23 protein-coding genes and 1 pseudogene are annotated in these 25,229 nt (G+C 54.0%); 12 read left to right on the top strand and 12 right to left on the bottom strand.

The window, feature by feature from the left end; genetic code table 11:
• The first annotated feature begins 175 nt into the window (after positions 1 to 175).
• The 3 genes from HACJB3_RS16115 (at position 176) to HACJB3_RS16105 (ending at position 2,664) form a co-directional block, all read left to right on the top strand.
• Positions 176 to 1,009, top strand: coding sequence for a phosphoenolpyruvate hydrolase family protein (locus HACJB3_RS16115; protein ID WP_008414152.1), 834 nt, complete (start codon positions 176 to 178; stop codon positions 1,007 to 1,009).
• A gap of 1 nt (position 1,010) precedes the next feature.
• A complete protein-coding gene (locus HACJB3_RS16110) occupies positions 1,011 to 2,237 on the top strand; it encodes a Tm-1-like ATP-binding domain-containing protein (RefSeq protein ID WP_008414151.1) in 1,227 nt (408 codons plus the stop codon).
• 136 nt (positions 2,238 to 2,373) lie between these two features.
• On the top strand, positions 2,374 to 2,664 hold the full coding sequence (locus HACJB3_RS16105) for a hypothetical protein (RefSeq protein WP_008414150.1): 291 nt from the start codon (positions 2,374 to 2,376) through the stop codon (positions 2,662 to 2,664).
• 796 nt (positions 2,665 to 3,460) lie between these two features.
• On the opposite strand, the gene HACJB3_RS20795 is transcribed toward HACJB3_RS16105, so the two are convergent.
• The gene (locus HACJB3_RS20795) at positions 3,461 to 3,895 is read right to left on the bottom strand and encodes a hypothetical protein (RefSeq protein ID WP_081461350.1); all 435 of its coding nucleotides are present in this window, start codon (positions 3,893 to 3,895) and stop codon (positions 3,461 to 3,463) included.
• Positions 3,896 to 3,903: 8 nt separating this feature from the next.
• Complete coding sequence (locus HACJB3_RS16100; RefSeq protein ID WP_013199597.1) at positions 3,904 to 4,437, bottom strand: DUF7342 family protein; 534 nt, start codon at positions 4,435 to 4,437, stop codon at positions 3,904 to 3,906.
• A gap of 547 nt (positions 4,438 to 4,984) precedes the next feature.
• Here HACJB3_RS16100 and HACJB3_RS16095 point away from each other — a divergent pair.
• Positions 4,985 to 5,308 (top strand): hypothetical protein, encoded by a 324-nt coding sequence (locus HACJB3_RS16095; protein WP_238532890.1) that lies wholly within the window; start codon positions 4,985 to 4,987, stop codon positions 5,306 to 5,308.
• Positions 5,309 to 5,404: 96 nt separating this feature from the next.
• Here HACJB3_RS16095 and HACJB3_RS19060 read toward each other — a convergent pair whose 3' ends face one another.
• A complete protein-coding gene (locus HACJB3_RS19060; protein ID WP_238532917.1) occupies positions 5,405 to 5,683 on the bottom strand; it encodes an HAD hydrolase-like protein in 279 nt (92 codons plus the stop codon).
• Positions 5,684 to 6,193: 510 nt separating this feature from the next.
• Between HACJB3_RS19060 and HACJB3_RS16090 the strand changes: the two genes are divergently transcribed.
• The gene (locus HACJB3_RS16090) at positions 6,194 to 6,766 is read left to right on the top strand and encodes a phosphatase PAP2 family protein (protein ID WP_008414147.1); all 573 of its coding nucleotides are present in this window, start codon (positions 6,194 to 6,196) and stop codon (positions 6,764 to 6,766) included.
• A gap of 784 nt (positions 6,767 to 7,550) precedes the next feature.
• Here the strand turns inward: HACJB3_RS16090 and HACJB3_RS16085 are convergent.
• The 3 genes from HACJB3_RS16085 to HACJB3_RS19055 form a co-directional block, all read right to left on the bottom strand.
• A complete protein-coding gene (locus tag HACJB3_RS16085; RefSeq protein ID WP_238532889.1) occupies positions 7,551 to 8,114 on the bottom strand; it encodes a hypothetical protein in 564 nt (187 codons plus the stop codon).
• Between the two features lie 978 nt (positions 8,115 to 9,092).
• A complete protein-coding gene (locus tag HACJB3_RS16075) occupies positions 9,093 to 9,374 on the bottom strand; it encodes a hypothetical protein (RefSeq protein ID WP_008414142.1) in 282 nt (93 codons plus the stop codon).
• A gap of 715 nt (positions 9,375 to 10,089) precedes the next feature.
• A complete protein-coding gene (locus HACJB3_RS19055; protein WP_081461349.1) occupies positions 10,090 to 10,791 on the bottom strand; it encodes a twin-arginine translocation signal domain-containing protein in 702 nt (233 codons plus the stop codon).
• Positions 10,792 to 11,192: 401 nt separating this feature from the next.
• Here HACJB3_RS19055 and HACJB3_RS19050 point away from each other — a divergent pair.
• The 5 genes and pseudogenes from HACJB3_RS19050 to HACJB3_RS16055 all read left to right on the top strand — a co-directional run.
• A pseudogene (locus HACJB3_RS19050) lies at positions 11,193 to 11,495 on the top strand (NADH-quinone oxidoreductase subunit C); the annotation flags it as partial.
• Between the two features lie 28 nt (positions 11,496 to 11,523).
• Positions 11,524 to 11,847 carry a hypothetical protein gene (locus HACJB3_RS16070; RefSeq protein ID WP_008414139.1) on the top strand — a complete coding sequence of 108 codons (324 nt, stop codon included), beginning with the start codon at positions 11,524 to 11,526 and terminating at the stop codon, positions 11,845 to 11,847.
• Positions 11,848 to 11,903: 56 nt separating this feature from the next.
• Positions 11,904 to 12,488 (top strand): SprT family zinc-dependent metalloprotease, encoded by a 585-nt coding sequence (locus HACJB3_RS21120; RefSeq protein ID WP_008414137.1) that lies wholly within the window; start codon positions 11,904 to 11,906, stop codon positions 12,486 to 12,488.
• 251 nt (positions 12,489 to 12,739) lie between these two features.
• Positions 12,740 to 14,767 carry a hydantoinase/oxoprolinase family protein gene (locus HACJB3_RS16060; protein WP_008414136.1) on the top strand — a complete coding sequence of 676 codons (2,028 nt, stop codon included), beginning with the start codon at positions 12,740 to 12,742 and terminating at the stop codon, positions 14,765 to 14,767.
• Between the two features lie 2 nt (positions 14,768 to 14,769).
• Entirely contained in the window at positions 14,770 to 16,740 is a 1,971-nt protein-coding gene (locus HACJB3_RS16055) for a hydantoinase B/oxoprolinase family protein (protein ID WP_008414135.1), read from the top strand.
• A 532-nt stretch (positions 16,741 to 17,272) separates the two neighbouring features.
• On the opposite strand, the gene HACJB3_RS19045 is transcribed toward HACJB3_RS16055, so the two are convergent.
• The 5 genes from HACJB3_RS19045 to HACJB3_RS20360 form a co-directional block, all read right to left on the bottom strand.
• Entirely contained in the window at positions 17,273 to 17,647 is a 375-nt protein-coding gene (locus HACJB3_RS19045) for a PIN domain-containing protein (RefSeq protein ID WP_081461348.1), read from the bottom strand.
• Positions 17,648 to 17,878, bottom strand: coding sequence for an AbrB/MazE/SpoVT family DNA-binding domain-containing protein (locus tag HACJB3_RS19040; RefSeq protein WP_008414131.1), 231 nt, complete (start codon positions 17,876 to 17,878; stop codon positions 17,648 to 17,650).
• A 356-nt stretch (positions 17,879 to 18,234) separates the two neighbouring features.
• A complete protein-coding gene (locus HACJB3_RS16040) occupies positions 18,235 to 19,350 on the bottom strand; it encodes a low temperature requirement protein A (protein ID WP_008414128.1) in 1,116 nt (371 codons plus the stop codon).
• A 97-nt stretch (positions 19,351 to 19,447) separates the two neighbouring features.
• Complete coding sequence (locus tag HACJB3_RS20365) at positions 19,448 to 19,612, bottom strand: hypothetical protein (protein WP_008414127.1); 165 nt, start codon at positions 19,610 to 19,612, stop codon at positions 19,448 to 19,450.
• Positions 19,613 to 19,785: 173 nt separating this feature from the next.
• On the bottom strand, positions 19,786 to 19,956 hold the full coding sequence (locus HACJB3_RS20360; protein ID WP_008414125.1) for a hypothetical protein: 171 nt from the start codon (positions 19,954 to 19,956) through the stop codon (positions 19,786 to 19,788).
• Between the two features lie 98 nt (positions 19,957 to 20,054).
• Here HACJB3_RS20360 and HACJB3_RS16035 point away from each other — a divergent pair, with 98 nt between their 5' ends.
• Together HACJB3_RS16035 and HACJB3_RS20355 are read left to right on the top strand one after the other, a co-directional pair.
• Positions 20,055 to 20,453: a type II toxin-antitoxin system death-on-curing family toxin gene (locus HACJB3_RS16035; RefSeq protein ID WP_008414123.1), complete on the top strand. Its 399-nt coding sequence runs from the start codon at positions 20,055 to 20,057 to the stop codon at positions 20,451 to 20,453.
• Positions 20,454 to 20,486: 33 nt separating this feature from the next.
• The gene (locus tag HACJB3_RS20355; RefSeq protein ID WP_008414121.1) at positions 20,487 to 20,657 is read left to right on the top strand and encodes a hypothetical protein; all 171 of its coding nucleotides are present in this window, start codon (positions 20,487 to 20,489) and stop codon (positions 20,655 to 20,657) included.
• 549 nt (positions 20,658 to 21,206) lie between these two features.
• On the opposite strand, the gene HACJB3_RS16030 is transcribed toward HACJB3_RS20355, so the two are convergent.
• Complete coding sequence (locus tag HACJB3_RS16030; protein WP_238532888.1) at positions 21,207 to 24,887, bottom strand: glycoside hydrolase family 97 catalytic domain-containing protein; 3,681 nt, start codon at positions 24,885 to 24,887, stop codon at positions 21,207 to 21,209.
• Positions 24,888 to 25,229: the final 342 nt, after the last annotated feature.

Here is a 25,229-nt window from a genome sequence, read left to right as displayed (position 1 = left end):
CGTAGTCCATGCACTATGAAAGATCGATTTCGATCCCATTGACAAAACTCGCTACTACGGTGTCGATAATGGCCATAGTCGTCCCTCCAACTACGCCGTACTACCGGGAAACGCGACCCACAGTTGTTATCTCGCAGTAATGTTAATAGGGTGCTACGAGTAGCCAACGACTGCTATGCAATTTACTCGGGACGAGTCGCTCGCACGACTCGAAGAAACAGTATCGAACGGGGAACCAATAATCGGTGCCGGTGCAGGAACCGGTATCTCCGCAAAGTTCGCCGAGCTCGGCGGCGTAGATCTGCTCATTATCTATAACTCCGGGAGATACCGCATGAATGGCCGAGGGTCGCTGGCCGGATTACTTCCGTATGGTGATGCAAACGAGATCGTCGTCGAAATGGGTCACGAGGTGATCCCCGTCGTTGAAGATACCCCTGTGCTCGCAGGTGTTAACGGAACTGACCCCTTCCGCCAAATGGACGTGTTCATCGAGGACCTGCAACGACGTGGATTCTCCGGCGTTCAGAACTTCCCGACCGTTGGGCTTATCGACGAGGACAGTCAGTTTCGCCAGAACATCGAAGAGACCGGGATGGGCTACGACAAGGAGGTCGACATGATACAGGAAGCTGCGGAGCAGGATATGCTCACTTGTCCATACGTCTTCACCGAGGAACAGGCCCGCGAGATGGCCGAAGCGGGTGCCGACGTCATCGTCTCGCACATGGGATTAACGACCTCCGGCGACATCGGTGCGGCAACCGCCCTCGACCTTGAGACCGCAGCCGAGCGCGTGCAGGCACATCACGATGCCGCAACGGACGTCAACGACGACGTACTGGTCATCTGCCACGGCGGTCCGATTGCCTGGCCCGACGACGCCGAATACGTCTTGAACAATACTACGGGCGTCGTCGGCTTTTTCGGCGCGTCTAGTATTGAACGGCTTCCCACGGAGGAGGCGATTGAGAAGCAGGCCCACGAATTCAAGGAGATCGAGTTTTAGTATGGCCGTTGTCATCGTCGGTACGCTGGATACAAAAGGTGAGGAGATCGGCTTCGCCAAAGACATTATCGAAGCTCAGGGCGTGGACGTCCACGTTGTCGACGTTGGCGTAATGAGCGAGCCAGAGTTCGAACCGGACACAAGTGCGAGTGAAGTAGCCAAAGCGACGGACACAACGCTCGATCACCTCCGTGATGAGGGCAACCGAGGTGAAGCTATGGAAGCTATGGGTGAGGGAGCAGCCGTCGTCGCCCAACAGCTCTATGAGGAGGAGGAACTTGACGGAATTCTCGGTCTCGGTGGGTCGGGTAATACGTCCGTCGCGACAACTGCCATGCGGACGTTACCCGTTGGCGTCCCCAAACTGATGGTATCGACTATGGCGTCTGGCGACACCGAACCGTACGTTGGCGCCCGGGATATTGCTATGCTGTACTCTGTTGCGGACATCGAGGGTCTGAACCAGCTCTCACAGAAGATCATCGCCAACGCTGCGCTGGCGATGGTCGGAATGGTCGCTAACGAACCCGATGTCGAACTCAAGGACAGACCGACTGTCGGTATCACGATGTTCGGCGTTACAACGCCGTGTGTACAGACTGCGCGGGAGCATCTCGAAGAAATGGGGTATGAAACTATTGTTTTTCACGCTACGGGAACTGGAGGGCGGGCGATGGAGTCGCTCGTCGAGGAGGGTATCATCGACGGCGTTCTCGACGTGACGACGACAGAATGGGCGGACGAACTCATCGGTGGTGTCCTTAACGCCGGTCCAGACCGCCTTGAGGCCGCGGGAGCGGCAGGGATTCCACAGGTCGTTTCCACCGGTGCGCTTGATATGGTCAACTTCGGCCCTCGTGATTCGGTGCCCGAAGAATTCGAGGGACGGCAATTCTACATCCACAATCCACAGGTTACTCTCATGCGAACTAAACCTGAGGAAAACGCCGAACTGGGGAAAATTATCGCCGAGAAGCTCAATACTGCCACAGGACCGACGGCACTCACGATACCGCTTGGTGGAGTTTCCATGATCGACATCGAAGGGGAGGACTTTCACGACCCCGAGGCCGACACAGCGCTCTTTGAGGCACTCCGAGACCACATCCACGAGAATATAGAACTCATCGAACTGGAGACGGACATCAACGACGAGACTTTCGCCACCACTATCGCTGAGAAACTCGACGAATATATGCGAACTGCCGGCACTGGCCCTGTATCATAACGCATTCTTTATTCAGTGGACCGTGAGATCGCAGAAGAGGCGCTTCAACGAAAGTTCTCCTGCTCTCAGTGTGTCTTGGCACCATTTTGATAGAATCCAAGGATATATCGGAGTGGTACCAAACTACACTCCTGCTATGGCAACAGTCAATGTCATTGGCGGAGTACGGTATGGCCTCGATCTGATCATCTACATTTTCGTCATCGGTCTCGCGACTGGACTTGGTCTCCTTCTTGGGATTGCCATTGGCGGTGTCGATAATATGGTCTTTTCACTGGTTGGTGGACTCATTGCTCTTGCGAGTTTTCTTGCCTTTTATGCCGGCATGATGGGGATTCTCTACAAGGTGATCGCGGATGGCGTGACAGTCGGTATAGAAGCTGTAAACGAACCTTCTGAGACACGAACGCCTCCTCGTCCCAAATAGTTCTATCTCGAGTTGGAGTTACCGACGCCCGATTTTACTGAGACAGCCCGGACAGATGCGAACAGGCTCGAAATGCAGGTCAGTGGTGTCGATATTCGGTTGGTGAAAGCGGCTGATTTCGTTCGGTTAGTAGAACTCTGGCGGGAGGAGTATGCGGCTAAAAATCGTGAACTCCGTTGTCTGTGTTCTATGGCTCCGATCTATTGGACCTCGAGCTCGTGGCGTTTTCCATTGATGCCAGCTGGGCGGCTCAATACCACGTTCTGCGTTTGGCTCCTCGTCGCCTTCGGCGAGGAGACCGCCTTTGAATGGTGGGTCGCTATAGCTGTACGAGGATTGTTTGTAGCCGTCGGTTATTCGGCCGAAGTTGGCGGTCGGACTCCGATCGGTCGCGTGCCGATGGAGGGTAATGAATGTCGTTTCTAGTCCCTTTCGCTGTTGCTCATCTTCTAACTCTGTGGCACTTACGTGTGATACTTCGAGAGCGGGGCCGGCCTCATGCCTGATGGCCCAGAGACAGGGGGCTGCAGTATGTGGATCGCGATAGGGCAGATTTCGGTTGGGACCGTCTTTTTGAACCGGGTACATTCGTAGTGTTGTCCATCTCTCAGTGGGTCGTGATATTGGAAATAAATCGGTCCTAGTTCAGGATGGTCGTCGTCACGATGCCAGCCACAATTGAATCCGGTGTTCGAGTCGGCGTAGTGGATGCGATAATACGATTCATTTTCGACAAACCGCCACTCAACATTGAATGTCGGGGCTTGCCGGCCTTTTATTATCCGTTCATAATTCCTCACGTGTCCCACAAGACCGCGATTCGGTCTTCAATCTCCTCGAGGACGAGCGCCAGTACGTCGCGATGATCGGCCGGCCAGGATTCATCGTTGCCGGGTGTTGCGGCAGTGGGAGGAGGATGAAAATGGTCCCGCGTATTGTGAGGGTTCGGATGTCGGTCCCACCGGCATTCCCAGGTGTGCTCTGAATGCACCTCTCGATAGTGGAGTTTGAAGTCGTCGTTTGTATACCAACGAACTGTCAGCTGTGCTTCGTCGACGGTGACGGGATAGTAGGTTGGTGTGAATACGACTCGGAGTTCAAGATGGCCGCTTGTGCTCGTAATCGTTGTTCGGGCAACTTGACTCGTAGCTTGGAGACGCGTCTGTAGAAATTCGAGGATCGGGCGATCGATGGGGGCGGGGCTCCCTCCATCACTTGTCGGCGGAACCATGGATATGGCTACCCAGATGCCTGCTCGGTCTCGGTACTAACTCGTTGCTGGCGAGCACGTTCGTAGCGCTTTCGCTCCTCGTGAGCGGTCGCCCAGTCACCGAGGTCGCTGTAGACATCGTCGATCGTCCTGTCGTCGTTCTCCTCCGCGACTCTGAGAGCGTCGACGGCTGCCGGCGTCTTGGCGTCGTATGTCTCTTCGTATGTAGCGATTCGCGTCGTTAGCTGGTGGACGTGCTCTTGGAGTGATTCGACGGAGTGTTCGGCAGCAAGCTGGTTGACACGTCGCCACTCAAAGTATGCATCGTTGCGCTCGTATGTGGTCGGATGACCGTCATACTGTGTGACGATTCCGAGATCGGCAAACCAGCCCAAGTATTTCCGGGCAGTTTTTGGATCGCACTCGACTCGTGTGGCGATATCACTTGCTGTCGTCGGCTTCCGTGTCTGCAGGATCGTCCCGTAGATACGTTGTTCGACGTCATCACCGCGAAATGGATCTTCGAACGACGGTGGAGAATCTGGCGCTTCTGTATTGGACATACTTAGTCTTATACAGTGGGAGATATAGTTCTTGCTCTACGGAATAGTTTCCTTTCCTGTGGAATATTGACCGTGTCGACTGTCCCTAAGAGGATGCTCTGCAACCTTGTGCAACAGCTATAGCGTCCAAATAATACTCGTTGCACAAGGCCCTTGATCGTATGACATTCGGATTCTTGAGACGAAATTCAACAGGCGAGCGCGTACATAACTGGCGGCACGAATACTACTAAACGAAACCCACACGGCTGCCCACTACGAATGTCCAAAACTTCATTGATGGGCTTCTACGATGAGGAAGCCGAATGTTGCACAAGGTAAACTCTCTGTACAGAGTACACAGGGTCTATTTGTGCTGCGCAACTATCTCTCAATAGCGAGAGGACCCATCGTTTACCGCGGGGAGGATCTCACGGCTCCAAATAGTCGTCCAATTCTGATTGATCCTGTTCAGTAGAATGGCCCCGGTATTATCAAGGGGTTCAAATCCGTGTTAATGGCCACTATGGCCTTACTCAACTCTATACCAATTCCTGGCCAGGATGTGATGAGTCGTGTACTCGGATGGATTCTTCCGCATCGCGACGAATCCAAGGACGAAGAATTAGGCGAGTGGCAGCGCGTTGAGCGCACCCCTATTCAGACAGTGTGGTGCAACGATACGACTCGCCAGCTCGTCGTCTGCACTCAACAGTATGAGAATGCATGGATGACCAGAGCAAAACCTGCACTTATCGATGGCGAAGAGGTTGACCTTAGTCTAACTGCTGGACCAACCTCGCGGGAAATTGCCGAATTTCTCGCCCATCAGTACATGGCTCATGAACTCGTACTCGCCCCTATTACCGCGATGCAGCCACGCCGGTACTGATGATATCTCTGTGTAGGCCCAAACACCAGTTTCAGGTACGATGAGGAAATAGACGGTGAACGTCCAATTAGAACCGCTGAGAGTTAACTGGCCGCCCTATGACAGCAGTACATCTGCTAACTCTCCTGTATCGGCGACGGTGATATCCGGTTGGTGAATCCAGCTTCCATACGGATTCTCGTGTCTGTTAAGAAACGCCCCACGCATTCCGATCGCCTTCGCCCCTACGAGATCGAACGTGTGAGCGGTGACGAATACGACCTCATGGGGTGCGACATCGTATTCGTCACAGCAGAGGTCGTACGACGCTCGGTGTGGTTTGTATGCGCCAGCATCAGCGACCGATACAACGCCGGATACGTAGACCGAGCGTATTGACCGTTGGATAGTCTATCAGGATCGGAGACATTCAGCATACCGAGGCTGAATAGATCGTTTGTGTCCACCACTTGGATGTGTGCGAACTGGTATCGAGATCAGGTGAAGATCGGGTCGAAGTATTAACAGTGATCGGAGCGACACACTGCCGCATAGAGATGCTCAGCAATGACCGTGGAATCGGCATCAGCGAGGCACTTCACGGGTCGGCACAGGACCCGATTCTCGTTTTCTTTACGCTGTTGACCCAACTTGGCGATGTCTGGTATCTCTTTTTACTAGCCGGCGTACACTACGTCTCCGGCGACAAGTTCCCGAAGTGGGGTATCGACCGACGACGTGGTCTGTTCGTTCTCGGACTCTTACTGACCTACGTTGCTCTTGTGGGGGTGCTCAAGCAGTCCTTTATGCTCCCCCGACCGCCGGGAGCGGGGATCCCACCGGATATTCAGTGGATTCCCTCCGCCCTTCAAGGGGTGTTCGCTAGTATTTCGACGGGGACGGGGTATGGGTTTCCGAGCGGCCATGCCCTCGGGAGTACGCTGGTGTGGGGTGGGTTCGCGCTGGTGGTCGGAAAAGGCAAACGTTCGTTATGCGTGGCTCGCGCTCGCGAGCGTCGTAATCGTCACTGTCTCGCTTTCGAGAGTCGTCTTGGGGGTTCACTATGTCATCGACGTCGTAGTCGGAACCGTCATCGGGATCGTCGTTCTGGGAGGACTCTACAAGATCACTGATCACGGCAGTGCCCCTGGCCGGGTACTCGCGTTCGCCGCGGGTATCGGAGTGCTGGGATTGATTCACGGAGTTACCTTCGATAGCGTCGCTGCTGTCGGGAGCGCTGTTGGGGCGTGGCTCACTTGGCGTGCCATCGGTGATTTGACGCCAGCTCACCCATTGAATCGCCGGGAGGTTGTTGCCGGTCTCGCTGTCTTCGGACTTGCTGGCGGTTTCTTCGCGCTTTTGTATTTCCTCAAACCGCCGCTTTCGGTCACGTTTTTCGGCGCTGCTATTGCTGTCGGCGGTGTCATTGGTGCACCGTTGATTGGTAACCGATTCGTCGTGCAGTCGGAAGAACGATAGCTTACTCGACGTGCAGCGATACATACAGAGAATATACTTGACAATTAGCCTCCAACAATTCTACTGAATCGGTTGACCATATATATTCTATTATAGAAGATAGGAAAGAACTTGTCCGAATATAATTGTATAATATTATGAGAAACGACTTTCCTGACTATACCAGTCCCACGTCACAAAAGGGTCTTCTCTACGGAATTATTACCAATGGAGTATTTCTTGCTCTCTTTATAGCGTCATTCGCTACAGGCCTTGTTAGTTCTCCACTAGCTATTATCGAGAATGGACTATTGATTATTGCAGGTGCAGCTATCGGGAGTGGTACTGTGTTTCTCTTTCGTCGTAATGAGTGGGTGTCACAGATGTGGAACAAATTTTCTCTCCGGTTCGCATTTATCCTTGGCTTCATAATTGTATTTCAAGTATTAGGACGATTCTATAGCGCAGCTTTCTCACTATTACTGATTCTACTAGTTCGTGCTATAGTTGGGAGATATAACCAATCGAATAGTATTATATTTCAGATGAGTTACTAATATAGAATGTGTGGGTACGATCTCGAGGGGGATTCTGATCGTGAACTGTGGCACGTATCAGAGGCTATCTCACACCTTTCGATCGCAACCTGAGGAACCGATAGATACAGACGAGAGATATACCGTAGGATACTTTCCAGATATCCCTGCGTTGTCTATGACAATATATGGGGTTCAGTCTATGAGAAGTGTCGTCTGGATTTCTTCTGGGATTACTTGCCCGGAGCGAAAAGCTGGTCTATTTCTACCTATTCAGTATCATTACCTTCTGGTCCGCCGTCGTCTTCGACAGCTCCAAGGATTATAAGAATCCGATTCACGAATTCCTCCGTCGTGAGATCTCCGAACAGACACTCACGCAGCCACTCCACATCCAGGTAGAGTGCGGCCCGCCGGACGTCACACTCGTCGTAAAGGGCGAATTTGAATTCCTCAACCGCTTCGAAAAAGTCATCAGCATCTGCCTCACGAATCGCTTGGTTGAACGCAGGGACCAGGGCTCGTAATTCCTCAGCGAGAACGTCCTCATCAGTCGTCTCAACGACAACACTGAGTTTGAGTGTTCCCTTGTAGAACTCGAGATTTTTCACGGAAAGGACGTCGCTATCGAGCTCGAACTCCTCGCGATCGAATCCAGGGATTCCGTCGTACTCATCGTCCTTTTCTTCCCCGTCTTCGTGCTTTGTGTGCCCGTCCTTTTCTGATTTCGTGTGCTCATCCTCAGTGTCGTGTGCTGAGCTAATACTGGAATAGCCAACGAGGGTAGTTGTGAGCAGGCCACCGGTTCCGATGAGCATCTGTCGGCGCTTCATACCGTACCCATCAAGCTACGTATATATAATTTTTCTGGTGATAAAAAGATAGAATTATATGTATGACGAATAGCGCCATTGGTGAGCGGTCGAAGAGTTAGAGAAGTAATGGGGGTGCCCTTGTGCAACAACCAACTTGCTATGAAAGGATTGTGCACAAGGCTGGAGGAAGGAAAGACTGACAAAGATCACAAATACGTCATATCATGATAGATTTAATAGCTAGCAAGATGCTACTGGTTGGTAGGGTCTACGCCCAAATGAGAGTGAAGGACTGAGGCCATAGTTGACTCCTGCACTCCACTGCGGTCGCTCAGGCGTGGATACCCCTTCTCCAGAACCCACCCAGGGACTGAATTGTAGCCCCTGCGGTGAGGATCTAGATCAGAGAGTATCCACGCCTGTGCATGTACTAATAGCACTCACGGGAATATATATCGTTTGAATCTGGTCGCAGCGACATATCCTTATGGAGTATTGATCTCTTTGAAAGACAGGAAAAGATCACAAAACACTCGTTACCCTACTAGTAACTAACATCTATTCGTGATTACTATTTCACGGGAGGGCCACCCCCTTCCGCTCCCGGCCGTGGCCTCAGGGCCGGGAGCCTGCGTTTCACACGTTGTCGGATAGAAGCTGTAAAACTCATTCGAACGATATGGTACAAGGGAAAAACACGAGTCGATTCCTCGAGCAGCGTCATCTGACCGTGAGCCATCCCTTTCACCTGGCGGCAGATTACCGCTTCCCCCGCGCCGAAGCACCGACGGTAGCCCTTCGCGAGATGATACTCCTCTTTCTCTTCGCTTTCACTCGGCATATAGTCACAGATTCTGAATTTCGGATATATTGCTCGAAAGACGTCCCGATTGTCTCGCGAAGAAGGAACATGACCTGTCGACTGCTGCGTGGGATTCCCGAGCTTGACGGTCAGTTCCCCAGTGGCGTCGGTTAACTGTGTTAGTGTCTTATCGTTCAGCTATCCTCAAGAAGTGCGTGCCCCTCGTCAGTCAGCGTGTAGAGCGTCGCTGGAATTCCGGTCTCATGTTCGCCAACGTATTTGGTTCCGACTGCTGTAATAAGGTTCCACGACTCAAGCATCGAGAGCTGATAATGCGTACTCCCCTCCGGGATTTCGGCATAGTCTCGAATCTTGCTTGAGCGCAGTTCATCGTGTTCAGCAAGAACTTCGAGGATTCGATAGCGATCGTCTGTCAGCGCAGCCTGGAGTTCTTCAGTGGTTGTCGGTTTTTGCATATCGAGATATTTGGAGTGTGTGGTTCGTTTCCAGCCTGTTACAGTAGATATCGTACTATAATATAATTAATATTATCTTTTTAATCGTACATTCAGTAAAACGGCTAATTAGAAAGAGGAGTATAGTAGGCAACGATTGAGTAATATCAACTGAAACGTTTTATCTGAGGAAGTACGGCACCTCCGAGAGCACTTTGGCGGGGCTCCCCAATCGGAGAACCCCCTATTGTGTCTGTCGACACTCTAATACAAAATATCTACTTTAGGCGGCCTCTGTTCGAGTGGTAGTTACCTCGGTTCTGTGGCGAAGATAGGCGATACTCACACCGACCGCGGCGAAAACGTGCAACATGTGACCAAAGAGTGTAAGCAAGTCTAGGAGAGTGGTCGCAGTAACAGTCGCACTTAAATAGACACCGAGGGGAGTTCCCCATTGACCACCAATCGCACAGAGGGTGACGAGATCCTTCCAGCCAGCGATTGCCTCGTCTAGTACCTGACTATAGAATAGTACTGCGAGCGATCCAATCAAAAGCATATTTGAGACTGTACTAAGCCACCCGGGAATCAGCTGGACCTCAGGATAGATAATCGGATCGCGAAGAACAGCGGTATACAGTCGGACGCTAAATCCGCTGGCTAATCCAACAAACCCTGACACTCGGAGAGTGTATGTAAAGTTATTCATAAAATATATATTGAATGAATACCGTAATCAGGTACTGCTGTTGTTCGCTTCGACTTCGGCGTTGGTCTCGTTGAGCGACGTTGTAACGGCTGAGTCAGGATTCTCGATGGAGACAGTAAACGTAGCATCAACAGGATCACCACTGGCTGATCCACCGGAGTTCGTTGTTCCGCTAGCTGAAAGCGTCAATGTCACATCCTGCGTTTCCGTCGCGCCATCAGAAACAGCGGATGGGAAACTATCGGCCGTAATTCCCGTTCCAAGAATTGATTGTTGTGCGCAAGTGATAGTAGCAGTTCCATTATAACTGGAAAGATCGTCACTAGTGAACGAATCGACAGTGGCATCGCTGGCATCAGTCATCCCTGTCACATCATAGATTGTCTCTGTCGGGCCATCAGTGCCAACCTGCGCGTCAATAGTGAAGGTGAAATCGGCAACACCATCGCCGAAATCGGACCAATTCATTTCGAAAACCGGTGCCACACTAACATCGGTGAGTTCTCCATCATTGGTCACGACTTCAACGGTTCCATTTTCGTTTTCAGAGAACGTTTCGGCAAGTGAGGGCTGAGCACCGTACCAGAGTCCAAGACCGACCATTGCACCGGCACCGGCCACTCCGGCAGTTCCTTTGATGAGACGTCGACGAGTGAAGAATGGTGCTGCTGCACTCGCGTCTGCTTGGGGGGTTGTACTATCTTGTTGTGAGTTTGAGTCGGATGTCATTATTCTGATTTGCAATGTAGCTTTAATTACCTGAATATTTATAATTGCGTGTTGTCATCACCTACAACACCCCTGTAATTTGTTACTTTGGGATGATATGTATGGGGATATATCTAGACAGAGGCAAGTGTACGAATCCATCGAGAACGACGCCTGCAGCCATCTTGCCAATGAGAACTTTAGTAAAATCAGATATTCTACAGAAATAAAATCTTTCCGACAGAATCATGATTCTCGCAAGCGATAGTCAGTGTATAAGTAATACCAGTGACATTCATAGAGCTACTGCGGTCGCGGAGCTCATAGGGCTCTGACATATATCCCCCTTCCCCTTGTTCATGATCGACCGCTCCAGGCTGGAGAGGGTTTCTAATTAGTAAAAGTGTAATCGATAGTCAGCGGTGGAGTTGACATTTGAGGCCGGCATCGACCGTGAATCACACGAGAACGCCCCTGCAGTCGTAATCCGGGCCGATCAAGTTCGTAGGGTCCTTTCAACGTTTCGTTCGGAAGCGGGGCTTGACCACTGCTCATGTGTGACCGCCCAAGAGTACGAAGACCGCTTCGAGACGGTGTATCACCTCACCAGCTACGACAATCGAACGTGTGAGCTATCAGTTAGCGTCCCAACGACGAAGGACAACCCAGTCAGCGAGTCGGCTGTGCCAGTCTACCGAACGACTGAATGGCACGAACGAGAGGCACGAGAACGCCGACGAGCACAGCTATCGCGTGAACGTTGAGGAGGGGTTTCCGGTCGCCTGTGAATGTCCGTCTGATACGTATCACGACGGAGCCTGCAACCACCGGGTCGCAGTGGCGATTCGCGAGCCTGTGCTCAAAGCCGCAAGCGACTACGAGAGCGGCGAGGAGCAGGAAGTCGCGACCGACGGCGGGACGACTGTCGAGCGGTCAGGAAGCAATGAGTACTGTGCGAAGAACCGCCCGACCGATTGTGGCTGTCTGCCGATGTTCGAGGATCTTCCCTGCTGGCCCTGCTACCGTGATGGGTTCCGCATGCCGAATCCAAGCATGGAGGCTACTACCGAGGATTAAAGCGGCATTCGGTGGTTGAATCGCTCGCAAGCAAACGCGACGATAGTATTTGATCGATGAAACAAACACGACTGACGGACGACGATTGGACTGCCTCAACGGCTGAGAGCCAGCCAGTACCCGCGCAGAGTGATACAGACGAAAAAAGTGGGGAGAGTCTCCCGACTACGAAAGCGGCGTTGTGTGAGCGTGCAGCGGCCCATGCTACTAAGATTGCGGCTGAGCATTTTCCAGAGATATCTGTTGGGATGATCGACTGGGAGACCTCAACGCGGATGCAGCGCTCCGCGGGCGTTGCGATCTATGACCAGCAGAGTGAGCAGGTCACGATTCGCCTCTCGTGGGATGCCTATGAATCGTATGGGTGGGAGCAGTTTTCTCGAGTCATTCGCCATGAGTTGATCCACGCCTGGCAATATCACGAGTACGGTGAAGCCGATCACGGATCTACGTTTCGCCAGTGGGTTGAACCACTGGAGACGGATCGCCATTGCGAGCAGTACACTGAGCCGAACTACTGGGTTGTCTGTGAGAGGTGTGAGAGTCGTAATCCCCGATATCGTCGGTCGAAGGTCGTGAAGCAACCCGAGAAATATTCTTGTGGACAGTGTGGTGGGGCGATCTCGATTGAGAACGTATAGCGAGAGTTTCGTTCGGCTTTCAGCCTTGTTCAACAGATCACTCTCAATGGGTTATGGTGTGCACAAGGTGCTTGCAGTCTACGATGGACGAAGCTGGATAGAGAGAAGAGCGAGAGAGTAGACTTCGTGAGCTTTTACCCTGGAAGGGTGGTGAAAGACGAAGAAGTTCCAATACTGTGCTCACCAGTGGCAGTCCCGCCAGAAGAGAAAGACTATGACCCCTAGGAAGTCACTTCATGTGAGATGATATCATGACTCGATCCGGTGTCGATATCGGCGGTACCTTTACTGACGTTATTATCTTCGACGAAGAAACACGAACCATCGAAGTAGCAAAAACACCATCCACACCAGAAAATCCCGCTCAAGGCGTTATCAACGGCCTCACGAAAGCAGAGACGAACATCGAAGATCTCGATTTCTTCTCACATGGGTCAACCGTCGGGACAAACGCACTTATCGAACGGGAATTACCTCGAATTGGACTCATCACAACTAATGGATTCAGAGATGTCCATGAAATCCGGGATGGGACAAAAGCCGCGATCTGGGATGCATACGAAGACGTCGCCGACCCGTACGTACAACGGCGTGACCGACTCGAAGTACGAGAACGCATCGATTACAAAGGAAATATCGTTACACCGCTCAACGAAGACGACGTTCGAGACGTCACTCACATCTTCAAGAAACGCGGGATCGATACTATCGCTGTCTCCCTCGTCAACGCCTATGTAAATGGCGACAACGAGCAACGAGTAGCAGATATCGTTGCTGAGGAATACCCGGAGGCATTCGTCTGCCAGTCACACGAAATCCTCCCGGAGATGTTCGAACACGAACGAACGAGTACAACGGTCATCAACGCCGCACTCGTGCCTGTTGTCCGTGAGTATCTCACGGATCTCTCGAACCAGCTCTCCAAACGAGGGTACGATGGCGACGTTCTTGCGATGCATTCCGGTGGTGGAGTGATGACAACTGATGCAATCGCGTTCTATGCTGCTCGAATTGCGAACTCGGGGCCAACTGCCGGTGCGATTGCTGGCCAGTACATCGCAGAGCAGTGTGGGTTTGAGAACGCGATCGGCTTCGATATGGGAGGAACGAGTGCCGACGTCTCACTCACATACCAAAGCGAGATCGAGATGACGGACGAATGGGCCGTCGAATACGGGTACCCGATCATGTTCCCGTCCACCGATCTCGAAACGATTGGTGCTGGCGGGGGCTCAGTCGCCTGGATCGACGAAGGTGGCTCGCTCCGTGTTGGTCCGAAAAGTCAAGGAGCAGATCCAGGACCAGCTTGCTACCTCCGTGGTGGTGATAAACCGACGACTACCGATGCCAACGTGGTTCTCGGATGGGTTGATCCGGATGCATTCCTTGGCGGAGATATGGAAGCCACTGCCGATCCTGCAAAACGAGTTATTGAACGAGATATCGCCGACCCTCTCGGCCTCTCGTTAGTGGATGCGGCATCGGCAATCGAACAGATCGCTGTCGCGAACATGTGCAATGCTGTTCGACTCGTCTCAACCAGTAAAGGATATGATCCACGGGATTTCGCACTTGTTGCATTCGGCGGTGCTGGTCCAATGCATGCCGCCCACGTTGCACGAGAGATGAATATCCCGACCGTAATCGTTCCTCCATATCCCGGTATCAACTCTGCCCTTGGCTGTCTGCTTGTCGACGTTGAACACGACCTGTCGAAGACGTTCATTGCTGAGGCGACAGAAGAAATCGTCGACGACGTTGAAGACAACTTCAGCGAGATGGAAACCGAAATCATTGAACGGCTTCATGAAGAAGGAATCAGCGACGAGGATATCCGGATCGACTATACGATCCAGATGCGGTATGCTGGTCAGTGGCGGTCACTCAAGGTACCGTGTTCACGTCCAATCGCAGAGATGGACTCGATCCGTCAGCGGTTCCACGACGAGCACGAACGAGTGTACGCTTACTCCGATACTGAGCAGACCGTAGAGATCTACAGTCTGCGAGTCACCGGTCGTGGCGTCGTCGATAAGCCATCATTCCCAGAAATCGAGTCACGTGGTACGTCTGAAGACGCTGCAACCGGGACTCGCGAAGCGTATTTCGAAGAAGTCGGCGAGTTCATCGAGACGACCGTGTACGACCGCCGTCGGCTAGGAGCTGGCACAACTATTTCTGGACCAGCGATTGTCGAGCAGATGGATTCGACCGTTATTGTACCGCCCGCTGCTGAAGCTGAAGTCGAACAAACAGGCAATCTCATCATCACCGTCTAACCATGTCAGAAACCCAGCCACAATCCGAAATAGATCTCGACCCCGTTACGTTCGAGGTTCTGCGTAGCTCCTTTACAAACCTCGTCGACCGAATGGCAGAACAGATTCAGCGAACGTGCTACTCGTTCGTGATTTACAATCGAGACTTCAGTAACTGCTTGAACGACGCTGAAGGGAACACGGTGATGCAGGGCTCACAAGATATCGCCGTTCACGTCGGCACCCTCCATTACACTTGCAAAGAGACACTCGAGTATTTTGAAGGCGATATCAATCCGGGTGACGTCTACATTGTCAACGACCCGTATCTCGGCGGGACACACATCAACGACGTTCGAATCATGCGTCCTGTGTTCTACGATGGTGAACTTATCGCCGTAACGCAGTCGAATGGACACTGGGCTGATGTCGGTGGTCCAGCACCGGGCTCGTTCAACATTGATGCAGCGAGTCATTTCGCCGAGGGCATGCGGATCCCGCCTGTGAAGCTCTGGGATGCCGGCGAATTCCGTGAGGACGTCGCGAATCTCCTGACAGTCAATATGCGACTATCTGAGGACCGACGTGGTGATATGCGAGCACAGACCGAAGCGACTCGAATCGCCGAGGAACGGTTGTTGGAACTCATCGACAAGTACGGAGTGGAAACAGTGAAAACCGCGTTCAGCGAATCGAAGAACTACGTTGAACGCATTATGCGTGACCGGATCAGTAATCTCCCTGATGGATCATGGCGGACACAGGATTACATCGATGCAGACCCGAACAAGGACGAAGGATTCGTTACTGTTGACGTCGAGATGACTATCGATGGAGACGAAGTATATTATGATCTATCCGGTTCTGACGAGTATGTTGGGAATTTCTTGAACTCGACGTACGGCACGTCTTTCTCGGCGGTCATTGCAGGTACGAAAATGTTCTTTCCGGATGTCCCACTCAACTCGGGGATGTACCGAGTGATCAACGCGACGCTACCGGAAGGGACTGTCGTCAATGCCCCTGAGCCAGTCGCTGTAACCGGGTCGGTTGCTGGTGCATACGAGAAGGTCATGAACGCGATTTTCGATCTGTGGTCTGAAGTGCTCCCTGAGCGGGCGATGGCTGGCGCGTTCAATCTAGAGTATCTTCTTGCTGGTGGGACGGATCGCCGCCCAGGACGTGATGGAGAGGAGTTCATGTGGTATGATTGGATGGCGGGTGGATGGGGTGGCCGTGATGGAAAAGACGGGGCGAATGCAACGTCGCCTGTTTTCGGAGCGGGACTCGCCGTACAATCCCTTGAGGGTCAAGAACGGGACACACCCTTGATCACGAGCGAGCATGCGATTGTGACTGACTCAGCGGGTCCTGGTCGGTTCCGTGGCGGGTGTGGTGTCCGGAAAGGAGGCAACCTACTTCAGTGTGAGAATAGCGTTATCTCCTACTGTTCTGATCGGAACCGGTCGATTACTTGGGGGAGTGAAGGTGGGCTACCAGGAATCCCGCATGGAGTGACACTCGAAAGAGATGGCGAGGTCAACGAGATGGGGACTGTATTCTCGAACATCCCGATTAGCGAAGACGATATGTTTGTTCGCCCGTCCTCAGGTGGTGGTGGGTTCGGTGACCCACTTGAGCGAGATCCCGAAGCTGTCCTTGAAGACGTGATTGATGAGTACGTGTCCATTGACCGCGCGAAGAAAGATTACGGGATCGTAATTCACGCAGTCGACCCTGATCGATGCGAGTATACGATTGATCAGGAAGCTACGGATACTCAGCGGGAGTATATTCGGCAGAATCGAGGTGACTGGCTTCGCGAAAATCCTGAAATGGTTGCTGAGCAGTATCGGGCTGGCGAGCTAAGCAAACTGGATCTAATCCGTCGATACGGTGTCATTGTAGAATGGGATACTGGGGAATTACTCGAAAGAACGACCGAACAGTTCCGGAGTATGTTGAAAGAACGATCTGCATCTGCGTGGAGCTAAGAGACGGCTACAGCCACGTAACCACTCTATAAGAGCTGGCGGTGATTGAACACTAATCACCCAATTGACTCGACGACCCGGATTTTCCAGTGTCTAAACCCCGTTGATGGCCAAACAGAGTTCAGAACAGACCCGTCGGGAGACGATGTATCTGTACGAACAAGGTGCAACAGGTGTGTTGCGAGGAGGTCCATAACGCGAGCCACAGGTTCCTCTGAGGGCGGTGATGACCTTCGTGATCGTCTGGCTATCGAGCACGAGGCCAGCAGGCGCTTTTTCGGCGTAGTTCTATATGTTCTGTGTGATAAACCGAGTGCGTTCCTGGTTGGTGTGAGCTCGCGATCGGCGAGGTGCTCGAAAAAAACAAACGCCCTCGATCCCTCGTGGCTTTCGTTCTAGCAATAGGATCTCGATCCGGGTTCTGTCGTTCGGATTCAGAGCACGGTCGATGAACTTCCCGTGCCCACGCCGGAGACATTCGATGAACGACTGATGGGAGATTCCAAATCGACGCGAGAAGATGGAGCTAGCGTCACTCCTTCTGAACGTCTCCAAGATCGAGTCGTGGTGCGAATCCCTCATACGTGCTGTCGCTGGAAACGATGGTATCGCCTGCAGATTCCACGAGATGGAGCGCGTCAAAGGGGGTGAACCCGTGGTCTTCGATGTAGGTTGCCGCGGCGACGACGGTCTCTACGTCGCCACGTACTTCAAGGAGGGAGGCAGCGTTCGCAATAACGTGTTCCGTATTTCGTTCCTCGCGATACGCGACTAAGAGCAGTTCAATGAGTGTGAACTGGGACGTCCACAGCTCGTCTCGATGCTCTCGATACACTTCCTCAGCAGCATCGCCCAGCCAATCGTCATCTTTGATAAGGGCAAGAAGGAAATCCACTTCGGCGTACATTTAGCGGCCAGCCTCGTCAAGAGCTGCTTCCCGTGCCTCATCGCGAAGTTCAGTAGCGGATTTTTCGACATCCGCAAACTCGTCACGAAGTGCATCGAGCGGATTGTCTGCGACTGGGATGAGTTTAATACCGTCGTGGAGCTCAACGATATGATAGCGCTCGCCATATCGCTCCCGAATCTCCTTTGGGAGGGTGAGACGACCACGTTCGTCAAGCCTTGTGTTCGACATATACTGCTCTATGATGGGAACAATCAAAAGATTTCCCCTGAATAGTAGCTTTACCCACTGATAGGCTTTCGACTTTGCGCTTCGGTTATAAGTAAGTGGATACGGGTGCTGGAGTAGTCGACGACGTATCGGCCACCTTATTGCACCCGCGCTTATGTTCACGAGCAAAGGCTAGCTCACGCATCTGACTAGCGTAGAGGTCGTACATATAAAACGGCGGACGGGGCTCGCCCGTGAACTGCTCAGATGGGGCACAAGCTCAGCAGGCGCCTTCTCAGCGTACTCCTGCACGTCCTGTAAAATGAAGCGGACGCGGTGCAGGTTAGCCATGAGTGTTCGAATAGTAGAATCTGGTTTCAGCTTGTTCGGAATTTGTGTCGGTGTTCATTCCGCACTGTCTCATACGCCGCAAGCCCGATGAACAACATCGTGATGCCTCCAAGGGCGACGATGGCGGGCACCCGCACTGCGACGGGGAGTAACATGAGGGTAATGATCGTCACGACGAGCCGTTCGAGGCTAATATTCCCGTGATCACGATATCGGAAGGCGTTATGCCCGAGTAGATAGAGGGCAGCGCCCCCAAAGAGAGCGGCCGCAGCGACTGTCCCAAGCGGTTCACTGACATGAGCGACCGTCTGCTCGATACCGAGCGCGATGAAAATGATACTCCCCACCATCAAGAGGTGAATGTAGCTGTATGAATCGCGTGCCATCCGTGTTTGATCATGGCCGCTGGCCGCGGCGAGGGTTTGCTCTGCAGCGAGGACGACGTAGTCGAAGTAAAGCCACCAGAGCGCGATAATGAGGGCGATGCCAAACAGGGCTGCGAGGACCACATCGGTGCTGAGGAGGAGCTCTTCCGCGCCGACGCCGATCGCTATAAGCGACTCGCCCAGGGCGATAATCAGGACGAGCCGATGTCGCTCGACGAAATGACCCACATTGACGTGAAATCCCTCGACACCCCGAACGAACACAATCCCATAGTCGATCGCGAGTGCTGCGATCCAGAGACCGCCTGCAAGAGGACCATCGAACAAACCAGCGACGACGAGAAGCGCCGGCCCGCCGAGAAATCCGGGTGCAGCCCGGAGGACTGCATCGCGCGTCTCAGGTGGGGTTGCAACAGCATAGAGAACGACGTGTAGCGCCCGAACGACAAAGTAGGCGACGCCGAAGAGTACGCCATCATCACCGAACGCATCAGGAACGGCAAGTGCGACGATAAGCATCGCACTCATTGCAGTGAGGATCACTAGCCGCGCGGGGAGTCGTTCTTCAGCAGGAACGGCACCAGTGAGCCATGAATAGGTGACCCATGCCCACCACAACGCTGCGAACAACGCCGCACCGCGTATCATACCGGTCCAGGTGAGATGGTCGACGAGAAATCCTGTGACCTGCGTAAATGCAAACACGAACACCAGATCGAAAAACAGCTCTAGTGGGGTGACGTCCTGCTCTGGCATCGGAGTCGCACCACCCGAATCACCTGCTAGTGGTTCCTTTGTGCTCATCAATCTCAGTCAGTGTTACCTACCATTGCAGCCTACTAATCGCTAATTACTATCGCTCTTGAGAGCGATCATCTTTGCGTTCGATTTCGGCTTCGAGTTCCTCGACGCGATCGGTGAGTGTCTCGAGTTGTTCGGAGACGGATTCGAGAGATGGCTCATCAGGTGTCGCGGGCTGGTCGGTGGCGGTGCTCTCGGTCGTACTACTGTCGGTCATTGGAAACAGGATGATGGTGAGACGATCGTGGTGCCCGTCTCGGGGCTCGCGAACGATTCGGCGGCGTGGCTCAGCGGGGTGACTACACTCTTACTGCGGACTGGGAGAGGCAGGGTTCTCGATGGGCGCACAACGCTGGCGCTGTGAGAGAACCCGCCCATTGCTGGCGCGGGTTACTCCTGGGGCTGGTGGAGCTGTGTACGAACACCCGTGCGTGTAGCCGGGCTCGTCGCGCGGTGGGTGTCCCTGTTGGTGATCGCGGGGTCGCCGTCGGGATCGGTCTCTTGGGCGGCGTCGGTCGGATCACTCGTACACGCCCGGACGTGTTGGGGCCACGCGCTCATCCCGACCTGGACGTTACAGTGCGGGCAGAGGCGGATGTTCTGTTCACCCTGTCGGAGAGATCAGCATGATTATCGGAGAGCGCGAGTAAGCCGTGAATGTGGCTGACGACATCGCGTATCCCTCCGTCGAACTCATCCTCGATCTCCACGAGCAGATTGTCGAGGAAGGCGACAACACGGAATCAGGAGTTCGATCGGAGGACGCGATCGAGTCCGCACTTCAGTACGTTTCGGAGGGGTACTTCAGTGAAGTGCCGCAGACACTCCACGAGAAGGCGGTCCATCTCATGCGACTCCTCGTCGTGGATCATCCGTTCGTCGATGGAAACAAGCGAACTGCACTCCGAACGGTGGTCGTTTTCTATATGGTGAACGGACAGACATTCGAATACGGCGACGAAGTTCGTGCCTTACTGCACCGCTTTGCGACGGACGAAGCCGCGGTCGATATCGAGACGGCAGTTATCTACTTCCGAGCGTGTGCTCGGCGCAACTGATAAAGGGCCGCACTGAGTACGTTCGATACAGAGATGGCGTCCAGCACCGATTCTTCGGCGACGGTCGACGACGAAGTCCGCCAGCTGTACGAGCGGTATCAGTCGGCCGAGAGCGACGAGAAACGCCACGAGATCGCCCTCAAGATGGGGAAACTTGACGGACGCCGACACGCCGAAATCTACGCAGCACTCGAGAACGAGTGACTCCTCCCGTTGTTCTACAGAGAGTGAGCCTGCCAATTTCACCGATGCAGACGATACCGACGGATGAACCTCCTCTCTACTCGTGCTCCCTTCGACTGCACTCGTTGAGGATAGGGCCTTATCCGCCTGCAAGTCAGCTATCGACCTCCTCCCGCGCCTGAAGACACCTAGACATCACGAAGAGCGATAACGATAGTCCTGGCAAACCCACAGACAGGTGTGTATCGCGGTGGAAAATGTGGAGACACCTCTGTCGCGTTTTAGAGAATCAATTCCCTAATTCGGTTGCATACCGGCGCTGTGCTATACCAGTGTAATCGCTGCATTGCTGACAGTTGTTGTCACCGGTACAATTTGTCTCATAAACCGTCCGCTCGGAAATCATGAGTTTGTCTAATAGTACGACCGTCATTTTTTCTTCTCAAACAATTCTAAAAAGACGTCCGGCGGGATCAACACCATCATCGAAGGCTAGGAGGCGCTGGAGATCACACTCGATGTCGCTGGGTGAACGTCTCTTGCCCGGATGGGGGAGTACCGCTGTCGTGATCACTCCGTGATTTCAAAGTCGCCGAATGCCACTCTGCTCTTCTCGCCTACGTTGTGTGAGAGGGCGAACATCCCAGCGTCCTGTACCTCGGCCGCCGATGAGACGTCGACGGTGCTGATCTCGGTGAACGTCGACCCGCCGTCGACGCTCGCCAGTCCCGTGAACGTCGTACCCTCCTTTTCGAGTTGGAGGTGCGTCGGGAAGCTGTAGGACACCTCCGAACCAATGAACTGGTCCACGCGGCCGCTCGCGTCGGTATCGACGTGCATAAACGGCCCAAGCAGCGGTGAGGTCGCTATCAACAGGTAACCAGGGGATTCGCTGGCACCGGTAATGTCGTTTCGCACCATGATACCCACCTTGGCGTACGGATCGGTGTTTTCTTGGTCGAGAATCTCCGCCGTGACCGTACCGCTCTCGCCGAGTCCATCGTCCACGTAAATGGTTCCGTACTCGTCGGCGTAGGTCTCGATGTCCTCGCCGGCGGCGTTGATAAGAAGTCGGTCGTCGATACGGCCGAACTCGGCAGGTGCCGACGCGAACGTCGAATACTGCTCTGGGAGCTCGGCAGCGTAGGGATCCTCGATACTGATGGTCTGTGCTGGGAGGGCGTCTTCGAGTGTCCGACCGACGGTAATTTCGTACTCGCCGGCTTCGTCGAAGGTGAGACTAAAGCTGTCCGTCTCTTGTGTCTCCGAGAACCGAACGAGGACGGTATCTACTTGTTCGCCGTCAGCGTAGACGTTCAACTCCTCGCCGCCAATGAACTGACCGGTGTGAGAGCCGGTTATCTCCACGTCGAAGGGGAAGGTCACGTAGGTCTGTTCCGGGAGGGAGATGGCGTCGTACTCCTGTTCGGGTCGGTTGTACTCGGGAAGTTCGGCGCGTTCGCGGCCGCGGGCCTTCCGGAGACGAATCGCCTGCCCGCCGCTGGCCACGGCCGACGCAAGCAGTGTCGTGCTTGGATCGACGATAGCCTCGTCGATTCGAACGTCTGTCGGCTCGCCGGTGAGTGACGCGTCGATACCGTCGCTGTACATCTCTGCAACGTATTTCGGTCCTCGCGGGACGTTCGAGCTATTCGCGGGCGTGCCGTTTTTGTTCGCATGCTTGTTCCCTCGGCCTGGCGCGAGGAAATCGAGGGGGATGTCGAGCGCACGCCCGCGCTCGCCGGTCATCGTGCCGACGAACCACTCCTCGCCGGATTTACGCGCCGTAACGGTATACTCGCCAATCTGGGCGTCCAGAACGCACGTATCGTCCCAGCCGCCGGCTGGAATCGCTTTGAGGAAGTCAAACTCGGGCTCCGTCTCGAAGTTCTCGTTTTCGGGCGTGTAGTCGGCGTACTCGCTCGGAATCGGTGACGCTTCGCCCTGCTCGGTGACGGCGATCGTGTTGAGGTTGAACCCGCCGACATCGCCGGTAAAGGTGCCATCGGAGTCGTCATAGTGTAGTTCGACGGCGACGGTGTTCTCGCCTTCCGTAAGCTCGACAGCAACGGTGAACACCTGCCAGTCGTCCCAGTACTCCGTAAAGGGAAGTTCGATGGAGTCCGTCGAGTCGTTCACTCGAAGGGTTGCTCCGGTCTCTCCGGCCTCGATTACACTATTCGCGTTCTGCTCGGCGTCGCTCGCGTAGCGCAGATGAAGATCGTACGTTCCGTCGGTAGGGACGTCCGTAACCGTGAATGATACCGAAGCGCCGGATGGGACGCGACTCGGATCGACTGCGACGTAGTTGGTACCGAAGGCGTTCCGCCAGTTGTCGGCCGTTATCATCCCATCGAGATTGCCGGCCGCCGCTTGGACGAGTTCGCCAACGCCCAGTTCGGGGTTGATGTACGCCTCGACGCGGTCGGCGGCCATCTGTATCCCGGCGTTGTAAGTCGGGTACATGGCGAGTTGCTTCGCGAGTGTCGTCTGAATTTGGCCGCCAGTGTCGTCGTTGAATGTGATGTCGAAAATGCCGGGCTGAAAGCTCGTTGGGCCGGCCAGCATCCGCGTGAACGGCAATTCGACATGATGGTCGGGACCGAGATCGGACGCAAGGGCGTTGAAACCGTCGAATTCCTGTGCTTTCACCGTCTCTGTAGCCGCCAGGTTTGGGTAGGTCCGACGCTTGCCAGTCGGTTTATCAGCCTCGTGCCGTTCGAGTAACTGTCGGTTGCCCGCCGCTTCGCGGGCGACCAGTTCGTGGTGGTTAACCGCGATCTGACAGTGATGATTGATGGTCGGCGAATTGTCGGGACTTTCGTGAATCAGACCTGCGTCGGAGACGTAGCCGTTCTTGATCGTGCGAATCTCGTTGTCCTCGTAATACTGGAAGATATCGTCATCGAGAATCTGCTCCTCGTAGTTGCCGAGGTTCCCGCCTGTCTCGTTGTGTGCGGTCATCTCTACTGCCAGGTCAAGCGACTGGCCATAGTCCGTGACCTCGGTCAAACTGAAGTCAGGGTAGGATTGATCGAAATCCATCGTCGCTCCGGAGCCCGGGTAGCTGTCCCACCCTTCGTTCCATCCCTCGACAAGGACACTGTCGACGCCGTTCTGGCTGGCGAAGGACATGTAGCGTTTCATCCGCTCGGTGCGTGCGCCGTGGATGTACGCCGCTGGGTCGTTCCCATTGGCTTCGATTTCGGCGTCGGATTTGTATTCCCAGTGGGCGTTGCCCGCGATCATCGTCCACCAGATGCCGACGTACTTTCGCGGTGTAATCCAACTCGTATCGGGTTCGCCGGCGACGGTCGGGAGAACCGACTCATCGAGGTCGTCGTTGAGCAGCGGAATCAGTGACGACTCTGCGAGCTCTCCGGGTGTCCGCGTTACCTGTATCGTCCGCCACGGCGTTGCGGTCGGCGCTTCGGTGACAACCTTTGTCCCGTCGGGTAGGGGGGCAAGTTCGGCAGTGAAGTCGGTCCCGCCGTCGTCGGACTGTGGCGCGAGCGACATGGTCGCGTAGTCTGTGAGATCAGCCTCGTGGACGCTTAGATAGGCATCCTCACCGGCCTTGACCGTGAATGGCGTGTGTGCGCCATTTCGAATCGTATTTTCGTTCGGCCGAATCGACCGCGTCCCAGCGGGGACGTCGCTGAGATCGGTCTTCTCGTACTCCTGTTCGAAACGGGGGTTGACGAACTCATTTCGAATCCACCACGCCGTGTAATCATCCGCGAAATTGAACTGCGTGTTCTCGGACGTGATAACGGTCTTATCGCTGTTGGCGGCGAAATCGTCGTCGAACGCGAATCGAAAGCCGAGGCCATCGTCGAACACGCGGAGTTCGAGGTTCGCCGATCGGTTCGGACTCGCCGTCTCTTCGAGGCCGAGGCGCAGATAGTTAAATTCCTCAGCAACGCTGTCGTACTGGTCCCAGACGGGGTCCCAACGCTCCGACTCCACGCCACTCTCACTGCCCGTAACAGTAACTGCGGCACCGTAAGACCCGTCGGCCGCCACACCGAATGTCGACTGGTTCTGGAAGTCGAATCCGAGCGATGACACGTCGACGTAGGTCGTCCCATCAAACGTCACCGTATACGTCGGTTTCCCATCGGCAAGGTCAACTGTTACTTCAATGCTCCCATCAGGCGACGCGACGGTCTGTACATTGTCGTCCTCGTCGTTCGCTATCTGTCCGGACACAGCCTCAGGTACACCTACCGTGTACGCTGCGGCAGCCATCAATCCGGTAACGCCACCTAAAAAGCCCCGGCGACCGAGTGCTGTGATTTCTCGCGCGTCTCTGTCTGCTCCTGCCTTTTCCATACTATCTGAATCATGCGGCATGTATAATCAATTTATAATAGATATAAATAATAGTTCCTAAACTACTATTACAAGAGATTCAATCGCGTCCGAAACAGGGGCTGAGACAATTATTGTGTAACGCTGTTTTCGGACGGTGCTTTGCTATACTCACTCGGATATCCTCGTTTGCTTGTTGACGTCCGTCCACTCCTACGGAGACTCTACGAGTAGGGAACCTGTCTAAGATACGCTCTCTATGGATAGCCATTGTCAAGA

It is taken from the genome of Halalkalicoccus jeotgali B3 (assembly GCF_000196895.1).
Taxonomy (GTDB): domain Archaea; phylum Halobacteriota; class Halobacteria; order Halobacteriales; family Halalkalicoccaceae; genus Halalkalicoccus; species Halalkalicoccus jeotgali.
This window is presented reverse-complemented; position numbering and strand designations above follow the sequence as displayed.

Excerpts from the sequence above, each read along its gene's own strand:
- HACJB3_RS20355 (WP_008414121.1), top strand. The coding sequence starts at position 20,487 with ATGGCGTCCAGCACCGATTCTTCGGCGACGGTCGACGACGAAGTCCGC.
- HACJB3_RS16055 (WP_008414135.1), top strand. The coding sequence starts at position 14,770 with ATGTCAGAAACCCAGCCACAATCCGAAATAGATCTCGACCCCGTTACG.
- HACJB3_RS20365 (WP_008414127.1), bottom strand. The coding sequence starts at position 19,612 with ATGACCGACAGTAGTACGACCGAGAGCACCGCCACCGACCAGCCCGCG.
- HACJB3_RS16030 (WP_238532888.1), bottom strand. The coding sequence starts at position 24,887 with ATGGCTGCCGCAGCGTACACGGTAGGTGTACCTGAGGCTGTGTCCGGA.
- HACJB3_RS19045 (WP_081461348.1), bottom strand. The coding sequence starts at position 17,647 with ATGTACGCCGAAGTGGATTTCCTTCTTGCCCTTATCAAAGATGACGAT.
- HACJB3_RS19040 (WP_008414131.1), bottom strand. The coding sequence starts at position 17,878 with ATGTCGAACACAAGGCTTGACGAACGTGGTCGTCTCACCCTCCCAAAG.
- HACJB3_RS16100 (WP_013199597.1), bottom strand. The coding sequence starts at position 4,437 with ATGTCCAATACAGAAGCGCCAGATTCTCCACCGTCGTTCGAAGATCCA.
- HACJB3_RS16075 (WP_008414142.1), bottom strand. The coding sequence starts at position 9,374 with ATGCAAAAACCGACAACCACTGAAGAACTCCAGGCTGCGCTGACAGAC.
- HACJB3_RS16085 (WP_238532889.1), bottom strand. The coding sequence starts at position 8,114 with ATGAAGCGCCGACAGATGCTCATCGGAACCGGTGGCCTGCTCACAACT.
- HACJB3_RS16115 (WP_008414152.1), top strand. The coding sequence starts at position 176 with ATGCAATTTACTCGGGACGAGTCGCTCGCACGACTCGAAGAAACAGTA.
- HACJB3_RS16105 (WP_008414150.1), top strand. The coding sequence starts at position 2,374 with ATGGCAACAGTCAATGTCATTGGCGGAGTACGGTATGGCCTCGATCTG.
- HACJB3_RS16090 (WP_008414147.1), top strand. The coding sequence starts at position 6,194 with ATGGGTTTCCGAGCGGCCATGCCCTCGGGAGTACGCTGGTGTGGGGTG.
- HACJB3_RS16040 (WP_008414128.1), bottom strand. The coding sequence starts at position 19,350 with ATGCCAGAGCAGGACGTCACCCCACTAGAGCTGTTTTTCGATCTGGTG.
- HACJB3_RS16095 (WP_238532890.1), top strand. The coding sequence starts at position 4,985 with ATGAGTCGTGTACTCGGATGGATTCTTCCGCATCGCGACGAATCCAAG.
- HACJB3_RS19055 (WP_081461349.1), bottom strand. The coding sequence starts at position 10,791 with ATGACATCCGACTCAAACTCACAACAAGATAGTACAACCCCCCAAGCA.
- HACJB3_RS16060 (WP_008414136.1), top strand. The coding sequence starts at position 12,740 with ATGACTCGATCCGGTGTCGATATCGGCGGTACCTTTACTGACGTTATT.
- HACJB3_RS20360 (WP_008414125.1), bottom strand. The coding sequence starts at position 19,956 with ATGAGCGCGTGGCCCCAACACGTCCGGGCGTGTACGAGTGATCCGACC.
- HACJB3_RS16110 (WP_008414151.1), top strand. The coding sequence starts at position 1,011 with ATGGCCGTTGTCATCGTCGGTACGCTGGATACAAAAGGTGAGGAGATC.
- HACJB3_RS21120 (WP_008414137.1), top strand. The coding sequence starts at position 11,904 with ATGAAACAAACACGACTGACGGACGACGATTGGACTGCCTCAACGGCT.
- HACJB3_RS20795 (WP_081461350.1), bottom strand. The coding sequence starts at position 3,895 with ATGGTTCCGCCGACAAGTGATGGAGGGAGCCCCGCCCCCATCGATCGC.